The sequence below is a fragment of the Candidatus Nanohalococcus occultus genome (assembly GCF_029207735.1).
GTDB classification, from domain to species: Archaea; Nanohalarchaeota; Nanosalinia; order Nanosalinales; family Nanosalinaceae; genus Nanohalococcus; species Nanohalococcus occultus.
Genome location: NZ_CP104395.1, coordinates 384,752 through 405,337, shown reverse-complemented (window position 1 = coordinate 405,337; position 20,586 = coordinate 384,752). Strand labels below are relative to the sequence as shown.

General features: G+C 47.8%; 15 protein-coding genes. 4 read left to right on the top strand and 11 right to left on the bottom strand.

Annotated features, from left to right (window positions below):
* Positions 1-56: 56 nt before the first annotated feature.
* Positions 57-1,535 (bottom strand): proline--tRNA ligase, encoded by a 1,479-nt coding sequence (proS, locus tag SVXnc_RS02115; RefSeq protein ID WP_347722316.1) that lies wholly within the window; start codon positions 1,533-1,535, stop codon positions 57-59.
* A 37-nt stretch (positions 1,536-1,572) separates the two neighbouring features.
* Positions 1,573-2,268, bottom strand: coding sequence for a hypothetical protein (locus SVXnc_RS02110; protein WP_347722315.1), 696 nt, complete (start codon positions 2,266-2,268; stop codon positions 1,573-1,575).
* 125 nt (positions 2,269-2,393) lie between these two features.
* Between SVXnc_RS02110 and SVXnc_RS02105 the strand changes: the two genes are divergently transcribed.
* Positions 2,394-2,930: a hypothetical protein gene (locus SVXnc_RS02105; RefSeq protein ID WP_347722314.1), complete on the top strand. Its 537-nt coding sequence runs from the start codon at positions 2,394-2,396 to the stop codon at positions 2,928-2,930.
* Here SVXnc_RS02105 and SVXnc_RS02100 read toward each other — a convergent pair.
* The gene (locus SVXnc_RS02100) at positions 2,923-7,437 is read right to left on the bottom strand and encodes a hypothetical protein (protein WP_347722313.1); all 4,515 of its coding nucleotides are present in this window, start codon (positions 7,435-7,437) and stop codon (positions 2,923-2,925) included. The genes SVXnc_RS02105 and SVXnc_RS02100 overlap by 8 nt on opposite strands.
* Positions 7,438-7,470: 33 nt before the next feature.
* The gene (locus SVXnc_RS02095) at positions 7,471-7,689 is read right to left on the bottom strand and encodes a hypothetical protein (protein ID WP_347722312.1); all 219 of its coding nucleotides are present in this window, start codon (positions 7,687-7,689) and stop codon (positions 7,471-7,473) included.
* A 130-nt stretch (positions 7,690-7,819) separates the two neighbouring features.
* Between SVXnc_RS02095 and SVXnc_RS02090 the strand changes: the two genes are divergently transcribed.
* Positions 7,820-9,070, top strand: a complete 1,251-nt coding sequence (locus SVXnc_RS02090; RefSeq protein WP_347722311.1) for a twin-arginine translocation signal domain-containing protein — start codon at positions 7,820-7,822, stop codon at positions 9,068-9,070.
* Positions 9,071-9,370: 300 nt separating this feature from the next.
* Entirely contained in the window at positions 9,371-10,405 is a 1,035-nt protein-coding gene (locus tag SVXnc_RS02085) for a hypothetical protein (protein ID WP_347722310.1), read from the top strand.
* Here the strand turns inward: SVXnc_RS02085 and SVXnc_RS02080 are convergent.
* From SVXnc_RS02080 to SVXnc_RS02070, 3 genes are all read right to left on the bottom strand, one after another.
* A complete protein-coding gene (locus SVXnc_RS02080; RefSeq protein WP_347722309.1) occupies positions 10,402-12,819 on the bottom strand; it encodes a hypothetical protein in 2,418 nt (805 codons plus the stop codon). The genes SVXnc_RS02085 and SVXnc_RS02080 overlap by 4 nt on opposite strands.
* A gap of 116 nt (positions 12,820-12,935) precedes the next feature.
* The gene (locus SVXnc_RS02075; protein ID WP_347722308.1) at positions 12,936-14,204 is read right to left on the bottom strand and encodes a DUF1512 family protein; all 1,269 of its coding nucleotides are present in this window, start codon (positions 14,202-14,204) and stop codon (positions 12,936-12,938) included.
* A gap of 30 nt (positions 14,205-14,234) precedes the next feature.
* Complete coding sequence (locus SVXnc_RS02070) at positions 14,235-14,792, bottom strand: RNA methyltransferase (RefSeq protein WP_347722307.1); 558 nt, start codon at positions 14,790-14,792, stop codon at positions 14,235-14,237.
* Between the two features lie 39 nt (positions 14,793-14,831).
* Between SVXnc_RS02070 and SVXnc_RS02065 the strand changes: the two genes are divergently transcribed.
* A complete protein-coding gene (locus SVXnc_RS02065; RefSeq protein WP_347722306.1) occupies positions 14,832-15,497 on the top strand; it encodes a hypothetical protein in 666 nt (221 codons plus the stop codon).
* Here SVXnc_RS02065 and SVXnc_RS02060 read toward each other — a convergent pair.
* Genes SVXnc_RS02060 through pyrG form a run of 4 tightly spaced genes read right to left on the bottom strand, consistent with a single transcriptional unit; the run spans position 15,481 to position 20,567 of the window.
* Positions 15,481-15,930 (bottom strand): hypothetical protein, encoded by a 450-nt coding sequence (locus SVXnc_RS02060; protein WP_347722305.1) that lies wholly within the window; start codon positions 15,928-15,930, stop codon positions 15,481-15,483. The two genes, SVXnc_RS02065 and SVXnc_RS02060, sit on opposite strands and share 17 nt — an antisense overlap.
* 2 nt (positions 15,931-15,932) lie before the next feature.
* Positions 15,933-18,473 carry an Ig-like domain-containing protein gene (locus tag SVXnc_RS02055; RefSeq protein WP_347722304.1) on the bottom strand — a complete coding sequence of 847 codons (2,541 nt, stop codon included), beginning with the start codon at positions 18,471-18,473 and terminating at the stop codon, positions 15,933-15,935.
* Positions 18,474-18,504: 31 nt separating this feature from the next.
* Entirely contained in the window at positions 18,505-19,026 is a 522-nt protein-coding gene (locus SVXnc_RS02050; protein WP_347722303.1) for a HemK2/MTQ2 family protein methyltransferase, read from the bottom strand.
* Complete coding sequence (gene pyrG, locus SVXnc_RS02045; RefSeq protein ID WP_347722302.1) at positions 19,023-20,567, bottom strand: CTP synthase; 1,545 nt, start codon at positions 20,565-20,567, stop codon at positions 19,023-19,025. Before pyrG ends, SVXnc_RS02050 begins: the two co-directional genes overlap by 4 nt.
* Between the last annotated feature and the right edge of the window lie 19 nt (positions 20,568-20,586).

Sequence of the window (20,586 nt, the reverse complement as noted above, 5' to 3'; positions counted from 1 at the left end):
AGGGCTATCTCTTTCCTACTCCCTGTCGAAAACAGTTTTTTCCAAGACATACCTCGCTAGTAATTCTTCGCAAAGTAAGCCCATCTTTTAGCGCTATCGCCACACACTGCGCATTCTCCTTCCAGATGATCTTCGTCACCCTGGATCTGTTCTGGTTCAGAGTCTTCTTCGAACGGTAGGACAACGATTTCCGCGGCTACCTGGTCTTTGATCTCGGTTTCACACCCTTCTTTACCACACCACTTGGTCTTAACATAGCCGCGTGATTTACCGATTGTTCCGAGGATCTCCTGTTTGCTGGTTGCTTCCCTGATGTTTTCCTGCTGGTAGTCTTCGAGTTCGGAATACATTGATTTCTGGATCTCATCGAGCCTCTGTTCTACCTCATCGATAAACTGTTCTCGATCCAAGCCCATCTGCTTGTCTCCGGAGTCTCGTCTCACAGTTGTAACCGCTTGGTCTTCCATCTCGTTCGGTCCGACCTCGATTCTCAGCGGCACTCCTTTCAGCTCCCATTCGTTGAACTTGTAGCCAGGGGTACGATGCTCCCGGTCGTCGTATTCGACACGTAGTCCTTTCTCCTCGAGATCTTCAGCGACTTTTTCGGCGTACTCTTCGACTTCTTCTTGGTTGTCTTCCTGGTAGATAGGTACGACAACTGCCTGGATTGGTGCGATGTTCGGAGGCATTACGAGTCCATCGTCGTCTCCGTGTGCCAGTACGATCGCTCCGATTACACGGGTGGAAAAGCCCCACGAAGTGGTATGAGCCGTCTGTGTATCTCCGTTCTCATCTTCAAAGGTTACATCGAAGGCCTCGGCAAAATGCTGTCCCAGGTGGTGGGAGGTTCCACTCTGGATTGACCGTCCGTCCGGCATCAAGGTCTCGATTGTTGAAGTATACTTTGCGCCCGGGAACTTATCGTGTTCCGGCTTGTAACCTGTAATTGATGGGATTGCGAACTCCTCTTCTATCATCTCTCTGTACTGGTCAAGCCGCATCATAACCTCTTTTTCAGCAGATTCATCTGTTGCGTGGGCCGTATGGCCTTCCTGCCAGAGAAACTCCCTTGTACGTAGGAACGGCCGTGTGTCACTGACTTCCCAGCGTACGACGTTTGCCCACTGGTTTAACTGCATTGGCAGCTGTCTGTGGGAGCGGATTTCATCGCTCATGTAGTCTGTTATTATTGATTCCGAGGTCGGACGGATTGCCAGCCTCTGATCCTGGTCTTTTTCCCCGTCTTCTTCGAGCCATGCGACTTCCAGATCGAAGCCTTCTACTATCTCACTTTCTTTTTCCAGGAGATCGCTAGGGATGAAAAGCGGGAAGTAAGCATTCTGTGCGCCGGTGGCTTTGAATTTTCCATCGAGTTTCTCTTTGATCAGCTCCCATAGCCGCATTCCGTAAGGCTTGATAATCATACAGCCTTTGACAGGCGAGTAATCTGCTAGCTCTGCCTTTCTTACGACTTCCGAGTACCATTCATGTACGTCTTTGTGCTTGTCTACCGTTACTCCTAGCTCCTGGGTCATACAGGAGTTTTCACGGTGAAGGTTTTAGAATCAAACCCTACTCTTCTAACTTGTCTTCGATGAACCGTTTGAAGGTTATACGGTCTTTCCCTTTCTTTTCTGCTTCTAGGACTTTTTCCCAGTCAGGCTCATCAAGTTTCCCAAGCTCGTACTTGGATTTGGTTATAGTATCGGAAACCAAGTCTTCGTAGTCAACTTCCTGTTCGGACCCGGATTCTTGAGGTTCTTCGGCGTCATCTTCTTCGTACTCCGATAAGTCTATTATAACCGGATTTTCCTCGAGTTCGCGGTGGCCGTACGCTCCGCTGAGAACATTCGAGTAAAACTCCAGTCCTCCTTTACCCGCATTTCTATCCATTGCGTGGCTTACGGTTGCTAGAACCGTTGTGCTGATCTGTTCGACGGCATCCCGTCCCGGAGTTCTTGAACCCGTATCAACGTATTTTTCCAGTACACGCTGGACGTCCAATGCCCAGTCACCGTTCTCCGGTTCTTCACGGAACTTTGAGACACCGAAACTGTCCTGGGTTAAAAGATAATCAACTACCTCTTCCGAAGTCCCGTATACACCGTTTCTGGTCTCCGGCAACCGGTCTTTCTCCGAGTTGTATGCACTTACAACCTGTTTTTCATTTAACTCCTCAAAGACAAGTTTGAAACTGTATAAACCATCGGCTCTCTTCTCTACGTCAATTTCCAGATTATCCTTCCAGCTATCTTCTTTTCCATACATTTTAGCTCCTCTATCTACATATTAGAGGTTTAAGACTTAACGTGATTTTTACAGTAGAACATATCCGTTCTACAGCATCTATAGCAGCCGAACCGGTTTTAACGCCAGAGAACAAATAACGGTTTATGAGCAAAGACCGGTTCGAATGCCCGGAGTGTGGAGAAAACTTCTCCTCCGAGACCTACCTGAAAGAGCATTTCAAGGTAGAGCATCCTGGAAAACATTACAGACAGCTGGCAGGACGGAAATTCAGCCTGCCAAGACTTGAGAAAAGCTTCAGTACCGGTATACTGACAGGTCTGATGATAGCAGCCGGTCTAGTAATTGCTTTCCAAGGCTACCAGGCATACAGCTACGATCCTGTAGAAGTAACCGTTGTAACCTGTGATAACTGTAGCTACGAGCGTTTCAAGGGTGCGACCGAGCGTTACTTTGATGTAAGCTACAGCGAGGTAAACTATGATTCAGAACGAGGTAGAGCGCTGTCGGAAAGATACGAGTTAAACTATGTTCCCGGCTTCATATTTGGGAAAGACATAGAGGATAAAAAGAACTTCACGCGTGTCCGGAATGCGTTAGTCGAGTTTGAAGACGCCTACGTGATGTCGGATACGCGGAATGAGGCCGCTCAACGTTTCTCGAAAGGCATCAGCCTTAACTGAAGAAGACTGCGGCCGTAGCTGTCAACGCCGCGGCCAGTACCTGAACAATTCCTATACCCGGTACATCGTTCGGATCTTGCTGTGTCTGACCCGAAGTCTGTTGAGGTACGACGTTTACATTTGTATAGGCTTCTCCGGTCAGATCCGAGTACGTCGATGTTGCCTGAACCCAGACCGGGACTCCGCTAATAGTGTCCTTGCCTCCGATCGAATCCACTTCGACCGTCCTGGTACTCTGGGCAGGAACATTCAAGCTCATAGTATTCTCCCCTGTCTGACTGAACTCGGAGAACTTCCGCATCGTCGTATCCTCTATCTGTAGGTCGAATGTAATCGCGTTCTCCGTAGGATTGATTACATGGAACAAGATTGCCTTCGTTGATCCCAACGTGATATCTGTCTGGTCCTGTTCGGCCACGATCGGCCAGTTATCGTACCATGTTCCCTGGAGACATCGGATCTCTTCAACCTCTCCGCCGTAATCATATCTAACGGCTTCCCCGGGCTGGTAAGTATCTCTGATATCACTTGAGACCGCTGGATACTTTGAACCATCCAGTATACATGCTCCCGGCGTCTTCACAACTCCTTGGACATCTGTATCGGTTTCACAGAGATCTGTGTTACACTGCTGTGTTACGAAGAACTCTCCGGCATCGTCTCCGCCACAGAAACCGGTTGTTCTTATCTTGTTATGCGTCCGGTTGCCGTTATCTACCGGGGACGGCTCCGTTGATTTACCTTCATCTTCCATGTAAACGTTCCAGTCATCGTCGATACCGTACTTTACAGCTTCAGGATAGTTGTTGACGTAGTCTTCATCGAACCAGCGGACACCCTGGCTGCCGTAGAAGCTGTTAGCCCGACAGTATTCTTCTGTTAGATCCTGGTCCATCCAGCGGTACTTTGGATCCGTTGGACCGCGGACAGTTGTCTGTGAACAGATCTCTTTGTCCTCCTTAGCCCGTCCGGCGCTTTCATCCGGCTCATCCGTGTTCCTGTAGTCACCGGCCTCAATTATACGCGGAGTCGAACTCATATCAACACAGGAATCAATGGCATCAGCACAGGCGTAACCGCCGTCATATCTTTCCGGATTGACGGATTCGCCCATTTCCTCGATCAAAAACTCCTTCCTGTCGTCCCCACACATCGGCGGTTCAAGCCGTGGAGTGGTCTCACCAACGATATTTGTTCCTTCATATACCTCGGACTCATCGACTCCGCCATTACCATCGTTATCAACACCGTCTTCCTCTCCTTCGAAGTAAATATCTCCAATAACAATATCAGTGTCCACGTTACCGGTTGAAAGATGCTCATAACTAGAGCTAGGACCTGTATCAAAGCCTAGACCGGCATCAGGACCTGTCAAGTCAATATTGAAACCTAGCTTGTCTCTCCAACCGCTGAAATACTCCATGCTCTGATACTCGCCGTTTTCCCATCCCTGCTTGATGTAATCGGGATCGATCCAGACGCCGTCTCCTGGCTGGATTCTTCCATCGCTGTGAGTTGAAACATCGGCAAACGAGTTACCGAACACTCTTTCCGTTTTCGAATGGGAGGTAGCATCGGTCGAAGTACGGGACGCGCCATTTCTATGGTACGTGCGGCCCGGAGCATAGGCCTCTCCACGAGTCGAGATCAGCATAGACAAGTTCTTCGTGATACCGTACTGATCAACCGAGCTATTACTTATAGAGCGTTCGTAAAACGTTGTCTTCCAGTTAGGATTCGTAAACGAAACCACAGTATCCATTGAACGCTCTAACTGGTTTGAATCATCATCTATCCTGTTGAACGTTCCGTTGAATGCCGCAGGATCCTGCTCTGTTGTCTGTGAAAGCGGATGGAAGTCCTCGTCCTTTTCACCTTCGGTAAACGTCGAGAAAAACAGAGGACTCTTACCGGCCGTGTTCGTACCGGAATCATCACAGCCATCGATGTTCGGCCCGCAGTCATCCTCTAATGCGATACCTTCCTCTCCGCCAGCAGGGTTGTAAGTCGCGTGGTACGCACTCGGATTTTCCGTGTAGTAATAATCTATATCGCTGCTGTTGTAAGTTCCATCGCCGTTACTGTCGTACTCTCTGGATAAATCAACCAGATCCGATCCGCCATTTCTGAGGTACTGGTTGGCGACCTCATTATCCATGTCGTACCATTCTCCGCCCATCTCCTCGACGGTTCCATCATCATCGTAATCATAGTTATCGCCTGGGTGTGTGTCGCCGCTGTCCGGAATCGCCAGACATACTTCACGGTCCGGAGAGTCAATACTTTTCTCGAATCCAGAGGTCTGCTGGGAGGAAACATCTACTACCGTTCCCTCACTGACCTCCTCACCCTTGACCACACAGTCAGTCCGTGAATCAACACAGACCTGCTGAGCGTTCTTATTGTTGTTCAAAACATCGTTGTTGACCTCAGGCCCCTCCATGTAAGTCCAGTACTCGTTAGGCTGATCACCACACACACCAGGCGTAGGGTTTGAGACAGTTCCATCGTAGGTGCCAGTCGCAGTATCCGGAGTTATATTCTGGAAAAGCTTGTAGACACCAAGCGACTCATCCAGCTCCTCTTTCTGAAGCTCATAGCTTACATCCGCACTATCCGGAGTAGGAGAATCCCACTGATCAATATTCTCCAAGGACATATCCATATCTATAACACATTTGACGTGATCCTCCGGGCAGCTCAAGTCATTATTGTTTTCAACACCAGAAGGATTGACAAAATCGAAGTTCCCAAAACTAGACGAAGACCCATCCGAGCTATTCCGTGTATCACTTGCCAAAGTCGCCGTAGTCGTACCAAGAATACGGCCATCCTCAACCCCAAGAAACCCATCCCCCTGACCGTTAGGACCATCAGCATCAAACGAACGGAACCAGTCACGGACCGAGATGAACTCATTACTGGAATCAACATCCAAAGTGAAACGGGAGAGCGATACACCGATATCATTGTTCGTGTCCGAAGATACCTCCCAGGAGAAATAACCTTTATCATTAAATCCTTGACTTAAAACATTCGAAGAGTATGATTCAGCTCCTCCTTTGAAGTTATCTCCGCTAAAAAGAACTTCTTTAGGCTCTAACTGACTGCCAGGGTTTGTGTCCGGATTCAAGTCCAAAATTTTCGCTGTCTTCAGCTCAATAGTTTCATACCTGTATTCAGTGGTAGCTGATTCGTAGTCTGCCGCGTAGTTCTTCTCAGTTCCGGAATAGTACTCTCCACCACCAGAAACAGAACATCCACTGCCTGTACAAGTGTCATCGGGAACCGAACCCCCACACGAAGAACCTTTCTCGTAGTCTAACTCATTATAACCTCCTTCGTCATCGTTGGTTACTTGGATGCGTATATCTTGGTCAGAAGTATCCTCAGTGTATCCGTTATCTCCTGATTTCGAGGTCTCATGCTCTGTTGAGGTAGCTCTTATCGTATCTGTAGTATCCTTATCAAGCTGCTGATCGTCAACATGAGCTGGAGAACGACTATCACACTCATGATCTCCAAGCTCCACCTCATCTTCACTGCAGTTCGCTCCCGAACAACTCCCTGCATAATCTGTTCCGTCCCCGCTGTAATCCCAGTATGTATCGTCGTGCGGCGCTCTCTTATCGGTTACAGATCCAATAACTGCGGAGTCAGTGACCTCGGGATAAACTATCCACAGTTCCTGTGTGTCTGTATCAACGTAGAAATCAGGCACATCAGTCCATGGCATATCACTGTAAGTCTTCGTATCATCTGATGTGGAAGAGGAAATATCTTCTGTCCTGAAACCAGCAGGGAATCCTTCAGTAGTGAACTCCTTCGCATTCAAATCCATAACATAAGTTACAGGATCTTCATGAGTCGTACCGTCTCCGTTAGTTATGGAGTGCGTATCTAATACCTCCGAAACTGTGTTAGCATCCGAATTACCTCTATCATCCGGCAAACCCGCATCCTCAGGGCAGTTCAAAGTATCATCGTCGCCATCAACCTTCGAGTTCCCGCACTGATCTTTACGCGGCGAATCAATTAACTCTCCGCGGCCGGTAACTGAATCAGTGGCTTCATAATCGCTGTTATCGTACAACATCCAATCCAAGGTTCCACCACCGTACTCGACATGTGACTGGCTTACATATGTCTCGTTAAGCCGGTTTCCCGCTCCCTGTATGCTGTCTTCGAACGGACTGCTTCCAATTCCTCGATCAACAACCTCAGATCCAAAGAACACTGTAGAGGAACTCTCATTCGGATCCGTCTCACCTGCGAAAATCCAGGAAGCATCCATATCATAGAGATTGAACTCAGAATCATCCTCATAAAGCGGATTAGAACAACCCGGGTCCTCACCGTCAACCAATCCATCTCCATCATTGTCGCTGCCATCATTACACGCCGTAGTCGGCTCCCCGGAACCAGATCCGCTGCCAGCATAACCAGCAACCAGTCCGACGGTTAAGAGAACAAGACAAAGTAAAACCGCGGTTTTCGTAAGTTTCACAAAAACATATTTTACCAGGACCGAATAAATATCTCAGCCAAAGAACACGCCAAGAACATCATCAACCAGCGACTCAACCCCGTCCATCCAAGAAGATTCCTTCTCCACCGGCCGATCAACCGGCCCCTGTAACTGCTCAGAACCATTAGAACCCAACTCAACACTTTGAACAGAACTAGAAGAACCAGAATACGCCGCCGAAGCAGAAACAAACAACATCAAACAAACCAAAACCCCGGCGATCTTCCTCATACAAACAAGTTTTCCAAAAACCGCCATTTATAATTAACCAGAAAAACATCCGGAAAACCAAACACATTATTCACCTAGAAGTGACAAAATCACCAACAGTTATTTAATGCTGCGGACGAAAAAAGACTACATGTCATCGGCACCAAGAGGAAAACGATACTTCAAGAACGGCGAGATCCTAGAGCCTTCAGAAGACGCTATAAAAAACATAGATCGAACAATACTTGAAGAAGACATCCACGGCAACAAGAAAGAAACAGACACATCATTTGAAAAAGCAATTGTCGGGGCATTAGGACTAGGCGGCGCAGCAGCATACGCCAAAAAACTTTCAGAAGGAGAAGACATCGACAGCACACGAAGAAACTTCATGAAAGCATCAGCCGGAGCAGCAGTAGCAGCACTCTCCGCAGGATGTACAGGAAACGCACCAAATGAACCAGAAGGCACTCCTACAGAAACAACAACTGCGAAAACAACCACAGAAGCCGTCGGAAACCAAACAACAGCAAGAACAGAAGATCCAAACGCAGATCTTCCTTTCGACGTAAAAGTCAGCCCGAAGTTCAGAGAAGACTTCGATGAAATATTCGAAAAGTTCGATCCTAGTCTAAGACCTAAAAAAATCGGGAATACTCCTGAGAAAATGGCCTATTTCATGGCAGAGGAAGCTACTAAACACGGCAACTATGGCGAGGCTCAAAACGCAGACCAAAAAATTGGAGTCTCTTCCAACGAACCATTCATCCACTTCACAGACCACGAAGCCGCGACAAGAGCGAACGCAGAGCTACTACAGAACCTTCACTTTTTGGATGAAAGCTTTCCAGAAGAGACAGTTGGAGAAAACCTCATTACTACCTCAGGTCATGCCGTAGACGGCGGAAACCTGTTCAAAATATCCGGAGTTGCCTTTGAAGATGAAAACGGAGAAATGAACTACGGAACCAACATACCAACAGCTTCCGCCGTAAGGTGGGTAGGCGATCTCAGCGAATCAGATTTCTTTACAGCTGGAGGTGGATTCGCCTATGATAGCAGAGAAGCAACGCAGGCAAACATGAGATTTTACGAAGACGTGACTAGCTCCTACAGAATTCCCGCTGAGGATTTCTCATATACAATAGTCCCAACAAGGCTGGAAGGAGAGTTTGAGGCAGCAATACTGACCGATAAGGCCTACAAGACACGAAGCCAGGCAATGATGAACGGTCCAGGGGTTGTAGACTTTGAGAACCAGACAGCGAGTCTGCTTGAAGACGAGGACGCTGACTACCTCGTAATAGACGAGAACTCCAACGGAGACCAGTACATAAGATCAAGAGGGCGCGAGGCAGTTATGGAGCAGATACCTATCACAATGGGAGTAGGAGAGCAATAGCTCTGCTCTCAGCCCCCAAATTCTATTTCGCTGTCGTAAGCCCTTCCAGGATGGTTGATGTAGAATAACCGATCGTCTCTTGGATATCGTATTCCTAACTCTGAAACCTGTACTCTCCAGAGATACCTCCAGATGTATCGAAGAAATCTAATGTGATAGAATTACTACTATCTACAGCCCAATACTATATTTTAACATAGAAACCGGAAACGTAATAGATAAGTTATTCACCTAGAAGTGACAAAATCACCAACAGTTATTTAATGCTGCGGACGAAAAACATTCACGAGGAGATCAAAAATGGGAGACAAAGACTCAAAGCAGGGCCGGGGAATGAATAGAAGAGATTTTTTGGAGGCAGCGGTTAGCGCAGGAATAGCAGCGTCCTCCACGGCAGGATGTTTAGCTGATTCGCCAGAACAGACAAGAGACACATCCACAGAAACCACGTCCAAAACAACCACAGAAGCCGTCGGAAACCAAACAACAGCAAGAAACCAAGAACCAGAACTAGACATACCAGAATGGCTAGGAGACGAAGTAGACAACCCGAAAGAAGATGTAAAACGAATACTAACCCGAACCAGCGCAAACCTCAAAGACAACGCGAACAGACACGAACAACTCGACGACCTCTTTCATTTCTCATACGCTAGAGCAGGAAGGAACAACCGAAGGGAAGCAATTGCCTTATGTTACGTAGCTACAGACAACCTACATACAGAAGGCTACGACAACTTCAACGTAGGACAAGACACACACATACTACCAGACCTCGGTATACTCAACGGAATCCTACAAAACGGCACAGCAGTCTTCATCGATGAAAACGGCAACCAAAGATGCCAATTCGGGGAACCCGACCTAGGAGGAGGACTAAAAGACGCCAAAGGATCAGAAGCATACACAATTGAAGGCGAAAACTACGAACACGTATCGTTCGCCTCAGGCCACGCAGTGGCAGGATACGTGAAACGAATGGGTTACCTAGACGACGAAGTGGAGGAGTCGGACAAATTCTGGGAAGACTTACACACCAACGCCGCACTTTCATTAAACGGCATTATCCCAAGACAGAACGGCGTAGCCACAGACTTCCAAACACAATTAGAGGTCGGGAGACGAAGAACCAACCCCGACGAAGGAAACATAGTAGAATTCACCAGAAACCACCTCGATGCCGTAAGACAAGCACAGAAAAAACAGCACTCCGAAAAAGGAGTCTACGAACAGGTAATATACGAAAACGGCGAATTCAGAAGCCGACCAAAGCACCTCCTAGACGTGATAGACCAATACGAAGAAGATCTGATAAACCACGCCAACTCTCTTTAATTTCGTACGTACGCCTCCAAAGGATGGTTCTGGACCTCTCCAAGTTGGGCTTCTGACTGAGAAACAAACTTGTCGAACAGCACTGAGCCAGTGTTGCTAGCGTGCTGGCTCAGGTCTCCTAGTTCATCTCTGTGGATGTAATCAAGTCTGACTGAGACCAGTCCTGGCCCGTTTTCTACTCCCGCAGTTATGTGATTATCATCCCCCGGGATTAAAGAGGTGGTATCGCTTTGTACGAATCCAAAGACACAGGTGTACTGTTTCCTGACGGCTTTCGAGGAACTATCTGTACTGAAATCTCGGTCAGGTACTTCCGCAACTACGTAAGTGTCTCTATCAGAATGGACGGTCTGAGTAATGTTTACATACTCATCCGGACTATCCGGTACAGCAACACCGTCTTTTCCAAGGAAACACATCGACTGAACTCTCAGAGGCTGGTAGTCATCTCCTCCTTCAAGTCCGTGCTGGTAAGAGTTTTCCCACTGTAGCGCATCTTCCTGATCTATCTTGAATCCTACAAAGCTTCCTGAAAGATCATCACTTGTCGTCTTGAAAAACTGGACTCTCATCGAAGTAGCTCCCTCAGAACCTATTGTACATGCATACCCATCGCCAGTTTCCGACCAGAAAAGCTCATCAGGACAGTTACCTGCGAAACCACCCGGGAACATCTCTCCCGTCTGATTAACGCCCTCGCCTTCATTAAGACCCGCATTTTTCGCATCCCATGATGCTTCCGCATCATCTCCTGGCGTGTATCCGTCTCCTGTGTTTTCAACTCCTTTAGACTGCCAGTTGTCGGCATCATGGCAGTTTTCACAGGATGAGGCGGATGTTCCACCATCGTATTTCATCTCTGCTTGGTGGAGTGTCTGGTATTTGGATGTGAATCCCCCTGCGTTTACGAAGTCTGATTCCCAAACATCTCCGTTTTCCGGGCTTCTTCCAAGCCGCTGTTGGGCTTCGTACAAGAGGTAGTTTTCTGTCGGGTAGAACTCTACGGCAGGTATAACGGAGCCGTGTGAACTGTGGTCTGCTCTTTGACAGAGATCGTTCCTGCTGCCCGAGAATCCTTCCGGATTGGTTTCTGAGCATTCAAACGTGTCCGGCGATTCCTGGTAGTTTTCATAATCAGATAGTTTCTTGGAGCTGTCGTGGCAGGTATTACTCGTCCAGACTGCGTGTAGCCCGGAGGAGTTTTGTTTAACTACAGGAGAACAACCCAGATCTACGCCCCCCTCATTGTTATCTTTTCCTGTATCATCACAGTCGGCTTCTTCATCTATGAGACCATCGCCGTCGTTGTCAAGCCCGTCTTCACATTCATAAGTTCTCTCCCATTCCTCAGTGGCAGTGTTACATTTGTAAAGTTCCGGACCAGTAGAGACGTTAGCAACTAGAGAGGTGGTACTGCCGTGCTTATCGTCCATCATAGCGCCTGATCTACAGACATGGAAGTACATCTCCCCCGTCTTGGAAGCCAGATTCCCCGAACTGTCATAATGCTCTGGGACGTAACCGACTAGGAGATCCCCATCCGGTCTGAAACCCTGTCCGTTATGTAACGGGGCGGCTTTGTCAATATTGTTATTGAGATTATTCGCGTCTGACGGGTTATCGAGATCCATTTCCATATCCTCAAAGTTATGTGTGAGAAGATCACAGGCATCATGAGTAGAATATGAACCACTATCAGTGAAACAGTTATCACCTATCCCTTCACTTGTCGCCTGTATTGATTGGTAAAAATAGTGAAGGCTGCTGGATGAGGGATCAAACGCCAGAGGATCCAATGCTCCTGGCTCTTCCACAGAAACCCTCGCCCAGTCGTCGTCTGAACCGTCAACCACGTCGTTGTCTCTCTCAAGTACCTTCATTTCCAAGATCTGACCTTTTCCTAAAGACCCTGTACAGTCGAAGAAGCCACATTCATCTGTAAGGAAAAAACTCGTTGTTGTGCGGGTACCTATGTTCGCTGCCGCTCTGATAGCCTTTCCACGGTGAGGATCCGCCTTCTTCGCATCAACAAACACGTTTCCTCCAGAGACAATTTGGCTCCCATCATCTAGCTCGACCATCAACTCATGGTTTCCATATCCACAGCTTATGATTTGAGGAACCGCAAAACTTACCTCATATCTTGAAACATGGTTTCCTTCACTATTGGTTCCGATATATTTTTCGTTTACGATACTCTGGCTGTTTTCACATCCCCGAAGTCTTAAATCTGCCAAGGACCCTGTATCGCTCTGGTCTCCCTGGCCGAAACATTCAGTGCCTCTAGAGCCTTCAACACATTCTATAGTAGGTGTTGGGGAACTCTCATCTATAACTAAAGAAGACCCGCCATAGGTCATTGAAGTATCAGGGAATGTCCACTCTCCTGCCGCTCCTAGAGTTGTAAGACTCACCAAGACTATAGAAATTACTAAAATTTTACTACGCATTACAGTTACTTTGCTCGTGCCAGTTTAAAACTTTAATAGAGGCAGAGAACAAGCACGAAAAGGAGAAAAGAGAAAATGTTTTAGAGGCGTGGGAGTTTCCAGAGGAACTTCTCCAGGGCGCTGTCCATCTCCGCTGCGTTGCCGCCGGGCATGACCTGCATCAGGCCCATGTAGGAGACATCTTCCTCTTCCTGCTGTTCGTATTCGTCCCAGTACTTCTGTAGCGAGGATGCGACGTTTGTGACCTCAGTTCTCTGGTTTCCGATTCCACAGGTGTTTCCTACACCAATAACGGCTACTGTGCCATCGATCTCTTCGACCAGTTCCTCGACTTTGTCTACTGCTGGCTTGTATGCCTCGTAGATCTCTTTTTTCATCGGCTTCGATGCTTCCGGAGGCGACTGTTTGATGATGATTCCTTCGAGCGGTAGGTCGTGTTCTACGGCGGCTTCCTCGATCTTGGATTTTTCGACTCCTGGTCCGCCCATCATGACTCCGACTCCTTCGCTGATGTCTCCGGTCTGTTCCCCTTCGAACTTGGCTCCAGCATCGACTGTGATGATCGCATCTACTTCGTCTGCGATCTCATCGATTGCGTCTCCGTACTTTCCGAGCCGTGCGCCCGGTCCGTTGGACTTGATGACGTGAACTTCGTTTCCTGCGACCTCTTCCTTGCTTCTGATGATGTCGTCTGCGATTTCCTCAGGTTCTGAGGAGATGAACTTTGCGGCAACCAGTGGGCCGATTGCGTCTCCGATCGGATCGCCGTTTACAAAGGCTCTTGTAGCCTCCTTCTGGCTTTCAGCTAGCTCTTCGTAGATCGGTAGAACCATCTGGATCATACCAACCAGCTGGAAGTTCTGGGTCTTAACCAAAAGCTCTCTGTAATGTCTTAGTACCTTGTAGATCTGGTGGGTTCCCATAACGCCTTTGAACGCCATGTTAAGGTTCGCGAGTTCTTCAGGATCTTCTGTATCTGCGTTTGCTTCAACAAACCGCGTAAACTTACTTTCCGATGCGTCTAGAACGTTTTCCAGCTTTCCAACTGTTCCAGCTGGATCCAGCATCGTTGGAGCCGAGAACTTGAAGTCCCGAAGTGTCTCGAACTTCTGTTCGGTCTTCCCACCGATGTTCGAAGACAGGTTATCGAGGAACATTGCTTTGGTATCGTTCCTGTAGGCCTCTAGGTAATCCATGACCGATGAGACCTTTCTGTCTATCTGCCAGATCATTATCCGTGATCCGAAAAGTAGTAGTATTGGGAAAGCTAAGAATCCGATTATGCTTATTACCATATAGATTTGGGTGAGAATTCCACCGTCCTGTGGGACAATTCCTGGAAGTACCATGTTCAATCCAGCTGAGGCGAGCTTTTTAAGCTAACCGTCTTTGAGCTCGGAGATGATCTCTCCAGCCTCTCCTTTCGAAGGGTTCGAGGCGATAACCGCGTTCGCAACGGTTTCAGGCGCTAGCTCCTTGATCTTTTCCTTCATAGCACCAGGCATTCCCTTCGTTTCCCCACGGTAAAAATGTGATGCGATTACAGCCGTCGCATGGCTCTGATTTAAGGAAGAGTGTCCGGAGGTAGGAATGTAGACTGTACAATCACATAGTTCCAGTTCCTTGTTTGATAGGCCTGAGCTTTCCCGGCCGATCATTATCGAGGTATTTTCCCGCGGCTCGAACTCGTGTAAACTGTCTCCACGTCCGGGCTTCGTTCCGACAATGTAATCAAGATCCTCTACAGCTTTTTCCGCCGAGTCAAATATTTTTGCGTCACGCAACTGTTTTTGAGCGTTTTTCGCGGTCGAGCGAGCTTCCTCGATGTTGAACTCCGGGTTGACAATCCGTAGCGGGTATCCGAAGTTGGCGGAAAGCCGTGCTATGAAACCTGTGTTTTCCGGTATCTCTGGCTCGATTAGAACTATCGCTTTCACTGTAAAGAGTTTTTAACTCCTGAATCATTAAACCTGTTTATGTTAGACACAAAAGTTCTGGCCGCCGTACTGGTATCGCTTGCGGCCGCAAGTATCGCTGTAAACGGCGGTAATTCGTTTTCAATGGATGAAGGTTTAAACTTTGATGAATTTACTTCAGCTGACCTTTCCCCTCGGAATCTAGGGGCTTTCACAGGACTTATTGATAGAAGGGATTCGGATACACCGGTTAAAGCAGATCTGAACTTCAATGGTTCGCTTCCACAGCAAGTAAGGCTTAGTTCTGCGGACTTGAGTCCGGAAAACCTCACTGAGATAACTGACGGTGACCGGACAATTAGATCGAAGACTTCATTTACGTTGGAAGGTTTCAGCGGCACTGTAACACTTGATAAGCCTTTGACGCTGGATGGAACTGCTCAGAGAGCTTCTTCCAACGGTGTCGAGATCTCGGGTAGTTTTCAGATCAGAGAGCAGGTAAGCTCCGATCGACTGGTTATAGAAAACGTTACCAGATCGGATTTCAGCCTTGATAATGTAGAGGGAGATATTGAGTCAGGTTCGACATCCGCAAGTATTTCAGGCACTCAGTTGTCAGCTGACTCGTTTTCAGGCGATCTCTCATTTGACTTCGTTGAAAGCCGCTTGGAGATGAACGGAACTGTCGGACGGCTGGATGCGGGTTCAGTCAGTCTTGGGAACTAGATTCTTCCTTTTTCTCCTTTACTTTATCTAAGACGACTTCCTTTGTTTTCTTACCCGAGTCTTCGTCTTTCAGTTTCTGATCGTGGTCTTTCAGCGTTGACTCGATCTTCGAGAGCCTTCTGCTCTTCTTAAAGCCCTTGTACTTACTTGATACCCAGGTAGCTACATCAACCGGTACGGTAAGGACATCCCAGCCAAGACCCAGTAATGGAAGCAGGATTGAGTAAGCGACGTAAAGGCCTGTTCCAAGTCCGGCGAACCCTAGTACGGTCTGTAGGTTCAAAGGGAAATCAAAACTTACCGCCATAAAAGTGTAGAATGCTCCTGAGATCGCTGCGACCGTCGCAACTTCAAACATAGTTTTCAGGACTTTGATAGCTACCAGGAATACTCCGACAAGCAAGAGGGCGGTGGCTATAAGCTGTAACTCCATTTTTACTCACCTAACACGCTGTAGAGTGGATCGCCTTTTTCAGGAATGTAACTTGTATACAGTACAAATCCTGCCAGCAACAGTATGAAGACCACTACTGCTATCAGGATTAAAATACCTGATCCGGACGATTCTTCTTGTTCATCGTTTGAAAGACTGTCTCCAGGAGAGTTATCATCTGAACCGTTCAACGAGTTATCCGAGCCGTTGAAACCGTTCGCACCATCATCTTCGTCGCCTCCCATGTATCCTGACTCTAGAGTCGTGGAAACCGGGATCGTCGAGTAAATAGTATCCTCTGAGGTAAATGAGACTAACTCTACTGTTCCCGAACCCTCTTCCACACTGGAGAAGCTTAGATCTAGTTCACGGCTCTGTCCGGCCGGAATTGTCGTGTTCTCAGTTGAGACATCGAAGGTCGAAGACTGTACCTGTGTGCTGTAAACCTCGAGATCTCCCGTGTTATCGACTGTGATCGTCCGTGTGACGCTCTCTCCTGTCGTAACTGTTCCAAGATCAATGCTGTTTGGAACGTTTACCGCGGCTTCAAGTGACTGTACGTTCGATTCTAGGAAAGTCTGTACTGTCACCGAGTAGTTTTCCGAGCTTACCGTGATCGCGCCTGTGAAGTTACCAGGTTCCTGTACGTCAAAGCTGACATTTACCTCCTGAGACTCGTTTAACTCAAAGCCTGAAGGCGAAACCGTAAACACATCTGCCGTATCGTCTTCAGCCAGCGTTACCGAAAGATTGCCTTCCCTCGGATCCTGTACCCAGAAACTTTCCTCGACAGTTCCGCGCTCGGAGGCAGTGACGTTCATCCATTCCCCCGAGTTAACACATAGACGGCCGTCGATAAGTCCGCACGCAGGCTCTCCTATCTCAACATCGATCTCCTCGGAGAACCCAGCGGTTTCATCCGTCAAAGTGATCTCGCCGTCGATATCAGTCTTGTTCACCGGATCAAAGACCACTGTAAAGTTCTCTGTCTCCGAAGCGTTCAGTGAAAGATTTTCTCCGCCGTTAACAGTTGTAACATTTTCAAGTTCCTCACTCAGTGTTACGTTTAACGTAAGATTCGCTGATTTCTGATTGGTTACGTTAAACATTCTTTCATGCTCCAGTAAGTCCATAAACTCGAATTCAATCTCATCCGTAGTGTTGAACGTGGAGCTGACCTCTCCGACGTTAAAAGGCTGTTCAAAGCTCTTCGTAGAGTTGTAACTGTCCGTAGTTGTAACATTCAGTCTGTAAGTTCCGTTTTCCGCATCTCTTGAGAAGTAAACGTTTTTCCCGTAGAAACCTGTGTTTGAAAAGAAGCTGATCTCTCCGATACTGTAGTTCCTGAAGATATCTCCGTTTGGATCGTAGATCGTTGCGTTTACCTCTTCCATCTCCGATAAATCGACTGCGTTACCTGTAAACGGCTCTTCGATCGAGAACCTCATCAAGAAATCCTCGGTCTGCTGAACCGAGTTCTCACTGGCATCGGAAAGCCGGTAGTCGATGTAAGTCACGTTGTAACGTGTGAGCAGCTGATCTTCATTGACCGAAGCGTTGTAAACCATTGAAACTTTTTCCTGGTACTTAGAGGTATTTAACTCAGGTAGCTGGAACTCTGTCTCCCATAAACTGTTTTCATCCATCGAAAAAGTATCCAGAGTTCTCATCGTGCCGTTTTTCAGCGGTGCTTTGACAGCTAGCTCAACATCCGAGGCCTCGAAGGCCGTCATATTGTATCCTGTCTCGATCTCAGCATTTCTTCCGCATTCAGTGAAAAATGAACTGTTATCACAACCTGAAGATGCGTTTAAGTACGCTATCTTTCCTGTGGAACGAGGATAGGTGTCGAAAACATCGGAAGTCGATCCGTAGGGCTTGTTATACCCTTGTCCGGAGGCCGATGCGTTAATATGTATAATATAACTTGAATTAGCGTGATCAGGCATCTCAACCTGTAGAGAGTACTCTTCGGTTGAAGGACTGTACCCTAGTTTACCGAGCTTGCCTGTCCAAGTCCCGTTTGTAACGTATGCTTCGACCGTCGCATCATCCTCGTTCGTGTCATTCCAGGTATCGGTTACATTTGCCTGAAGCCGGACGTCCTCTCCTGGCTTCACGTAACCGTTAAAATCATTCATTAACTCTACAGACAGATTTCCTACATCCAAAGTCTCCGTTAAATTCTCCTCTATTGTAGAAGACCCATCCGAACGCACAAGCTGATACTCGATCGTTGTATTTTCCTGTATAGTAGTTAAGTTAGCGTACCAGTATCCGTTTTGTAAATGCTCCATCGAGCTGATATTTCCGGAGTAATTGTACTCGAAATCTTCCTTAGACGTGAAGTTAGCCGGCGTTATAGGCTCTCCTTCGGCATCATTGACCAGTCGTACGGTTTGAATCGTAGAGGAGTTGTTACCAGTCTCCAAAAGACTTACAGGTTCATCAAGATTGTTTATATCCCAATCCAAGGTGTCCTGGGCGGCAACCGGGGCGGCTAAAACCACGATCGAGATCAGTAAAGCGGAAAAACTCTTCATGACCAAAGATTAGGCCGTCTTGTATAAAAATCTAGGTAGAACGCCGGTAAAGAACAAGTGTTTCGAACCAGAGCCTGGTCTCATCAACTCTCTCAACCTCGAATTTACTTTCCAGTGATTCAAGATCTGCCAGAGAGCTTCCTATAAAGTATATTTCGCCGTTTTTAGTTAGATACTTGCGGGCTTGTTCGATAAACTTTTCGGTTAACTCGATGCCTTTCTTTCCACCAACTAAAGGGTCTGAATCACCCTCTCTTTTCCCGGGAAGATAGGGCGGGTTAAACAGGATGAAATCGAAACATCCTTCGACCTCCCCGAGTAGATCCGAGCGGACAACCTCTAGCTCAACCTCTTCGTTTCCAGCTCTCTCCTTGACCTTCTCGACAGATTCAGGGTTTTTATCGAGCGCTGTGACCTTGGCTCCGCGTTGTGCGGCCCGGATTGCTAGCTCTCCGCTACCGGTTCCTACCTCCAGGAGTTTTTTGCCCTCCAAATCCAGTTTCTCAAGATGCTGTTTGAAAAACAGCGTGTCCTCGCTTACCGGGTACGTCACAGACAGGCCTCTATAAAGGCTTTATACAGCGGATTCGGGTTCTGAAGCGAGGATTTAAACTCCGGATGTGCCTGCGTGCCAACGAAGAATTTATGGTCTTTTATTTCGACGAACTCCGGTAGATCTCCGTGGAAACCGGAAAACCGGATTTCTCCCTCCTCCAATTTTTCGATGTACTCTGGATCGACCTCGTACCGGTGTCTATGTCTTTCCGAGACTTTCTCGGAGCCATAAATGTCCTTGACTTCTCCGGTTACTTCTGCCTCGAACTCTCCGAGCCGCATGGTTCCTCCGAGTTCTTCGATGTCTTTCTGTCCGGGTAGTTCGGCGATGACGTTGACTCCATCTTGGCCCCATTCTTCGGATGATGCGTCGATTCCGAGGCCTCTTGCCTGTTCTATTACCATTAGCTGCATGCCATAACAAAGTCCGAGGATCGGAACGTTGTTTTCCCGGCAGTACTTGATTACCTCCATTTTGGCCTCTACTCCGCGTTTTCCGAAGCCTCCTGGTATGACTATGCCATCGTACTCTTCAAGTTCTTCTGCTGTGATCTCGGCCGCATCTATGTTATCGGCCTGGATCGAGGTGTTGCTGGCAGCTCCAGCGTGCTTGAGGGCTTCTTCAACGCTGGCATAGGAATCGTCCATCTCGGTGTATTTCCCGCAGATAGCGATCTTCGCACCGGTCTCTCCCAGCAGGTTTTGTACCCTGTTTTCCCATTCGGCGATGTTGTTTTCTCTTTCAGGCAGATCGAGTTTTTCAGCAACTATCTCATCGACGTTTTGCTCGTCGAACTCCAACGGAAGCTGGTAGACAGATTCAAGGTTAGGGTCGGATACAACTGCTTTCTCCGGGACATCGCAGAACAGAGATATTTTCTCAACAGCTGATTCGTCTAGTGGTTTCTTGCTTCTGCCGACAACCATGTCCGGATCCAGGCCGGCTTCCTGTAGTTTTTTCACCGAGTGCTGGGTCGGCTTGGTTTTCTGCTCTCCGGTGGTCTCAAGGTACGGAACCAGCGTTGTATGAATCAGGAAGCTTTCCTCCTCGTTACAAATCTGGCGGGCTGCCTCGAGGTAAAACTGGTTTTCCATATCTCCTACAGTCCCGCCGATCTCTACAATTACGATATCGGCTTCCTCGGTTCCAGCTACTTTTTCCCACCGTTTTTTGATCTCATCAGTTACATGAGGTATCATCTGGACGGTCTCGCCGAGATACTCGCCTTCACGTTCCTTGTTGATCACACTCTGGAAGATCTTTCCGGAGGTGAGGTTCCAGTCTCCTCGGCCTTCAATGTCTAGGAAACGTTCGTAGTGACCGAAGTCCATGTCTACCTCGGTTCCATCCTCTAGGACGTATACTTCGCCGTGTTCATGCGGGTTCATCGTACCCGGATCGACATTCAGGTACCCGTCACATTTTACAGGCACGATGTTCAGATCTCTTTGCTGTAGAAGTTTTGAAACACTTGCGCTGATCAAACCCTTACCAAGGCCTGATAGAACTCCTCCGGTTACGAAAATCCATTTCGGCATAATATAATTAGCGGCGGGA

Bases quoted from the DNA above. Each gene is read 5' to 3' on its own strand.
- proS (WP_347722316.1), bottom strand. From the start codon at position 1,535: ATGACCCAGGAGCTAGGAGTAACGGTAGACAAGCACAAAGACGTACAT.
- SVXnc_RS02085 (WP_347722310.1), top strand. From the start codon at position 9,371: ATGGGAGACAAAGACTCAAAGCAGGGCCGGGGAATGAATAGAAGAGAT.
- SVXnc_RS02110 (WP_347722315.1), bottom strand. From the start codon at position 2,268: ATGTATGGAAAAGAAGATAGCTGGAAGGATAATCTGGAAATTGACGTA.
- SVXnc_RS02075 (WP_347722308.1), bottom strand. From the start codon at position 14,204: ATGGTACTTCCAGGAATTGTCCCACAGGACGGTGGAATTCTCACCCAA.
- SVXnc_RS02055 (WP_347722304.1), bottom strand. From the start codon at position 18,473: ATGAAGAGTTTTTCCGCTTTACTGATCTCGATCGTGGTTTTAGCCGCC.
- SVXnc_RS02105 (WP_347722314.1), top strand. From the start codon at position 2,394: ATGAGCAAAGACCGGTTCGAATGCCCGGAGTGTGGAGAAAACTTCTCC.
- SVXnc_RS02090 (WP_347722311.1), top strand. From the start codon at position 7,820: ATGTCATCGGCACCAAGAGGAAAACGATACTTCAAGAACGGCGAGATC.
- SVXnc_RS02065 (WP_347722306.1), top strand. From the start codon at position 14,832: ATGTTAGACACAAAAGTTCTGGCCGCCGTACTGGTATCGCTTGCGGCC.
- SVXnc_RS02095 (WP_347722312.1), bottom strand. From the start codon at position 7,689: ATGAGGAAGATCGCCGGGGTTTTGGTTTGTTTGATGTTGTTTGTTTCT.
- SVXnc_RS02060 (WP_347722305.1), bottom strand. From the start codon at position 15,930: ATGGAGTTACAGCTTATAGCCACCGCCCTCTTGCTTGTCGGAGTATTC.
- pyrG (WP_347722302.1), bottom strand. From the start codon at position 20,567: ATGCCGAAATGGATTTTCGTAACCGGAGGAGTTCTATCAGGCCTTGGT.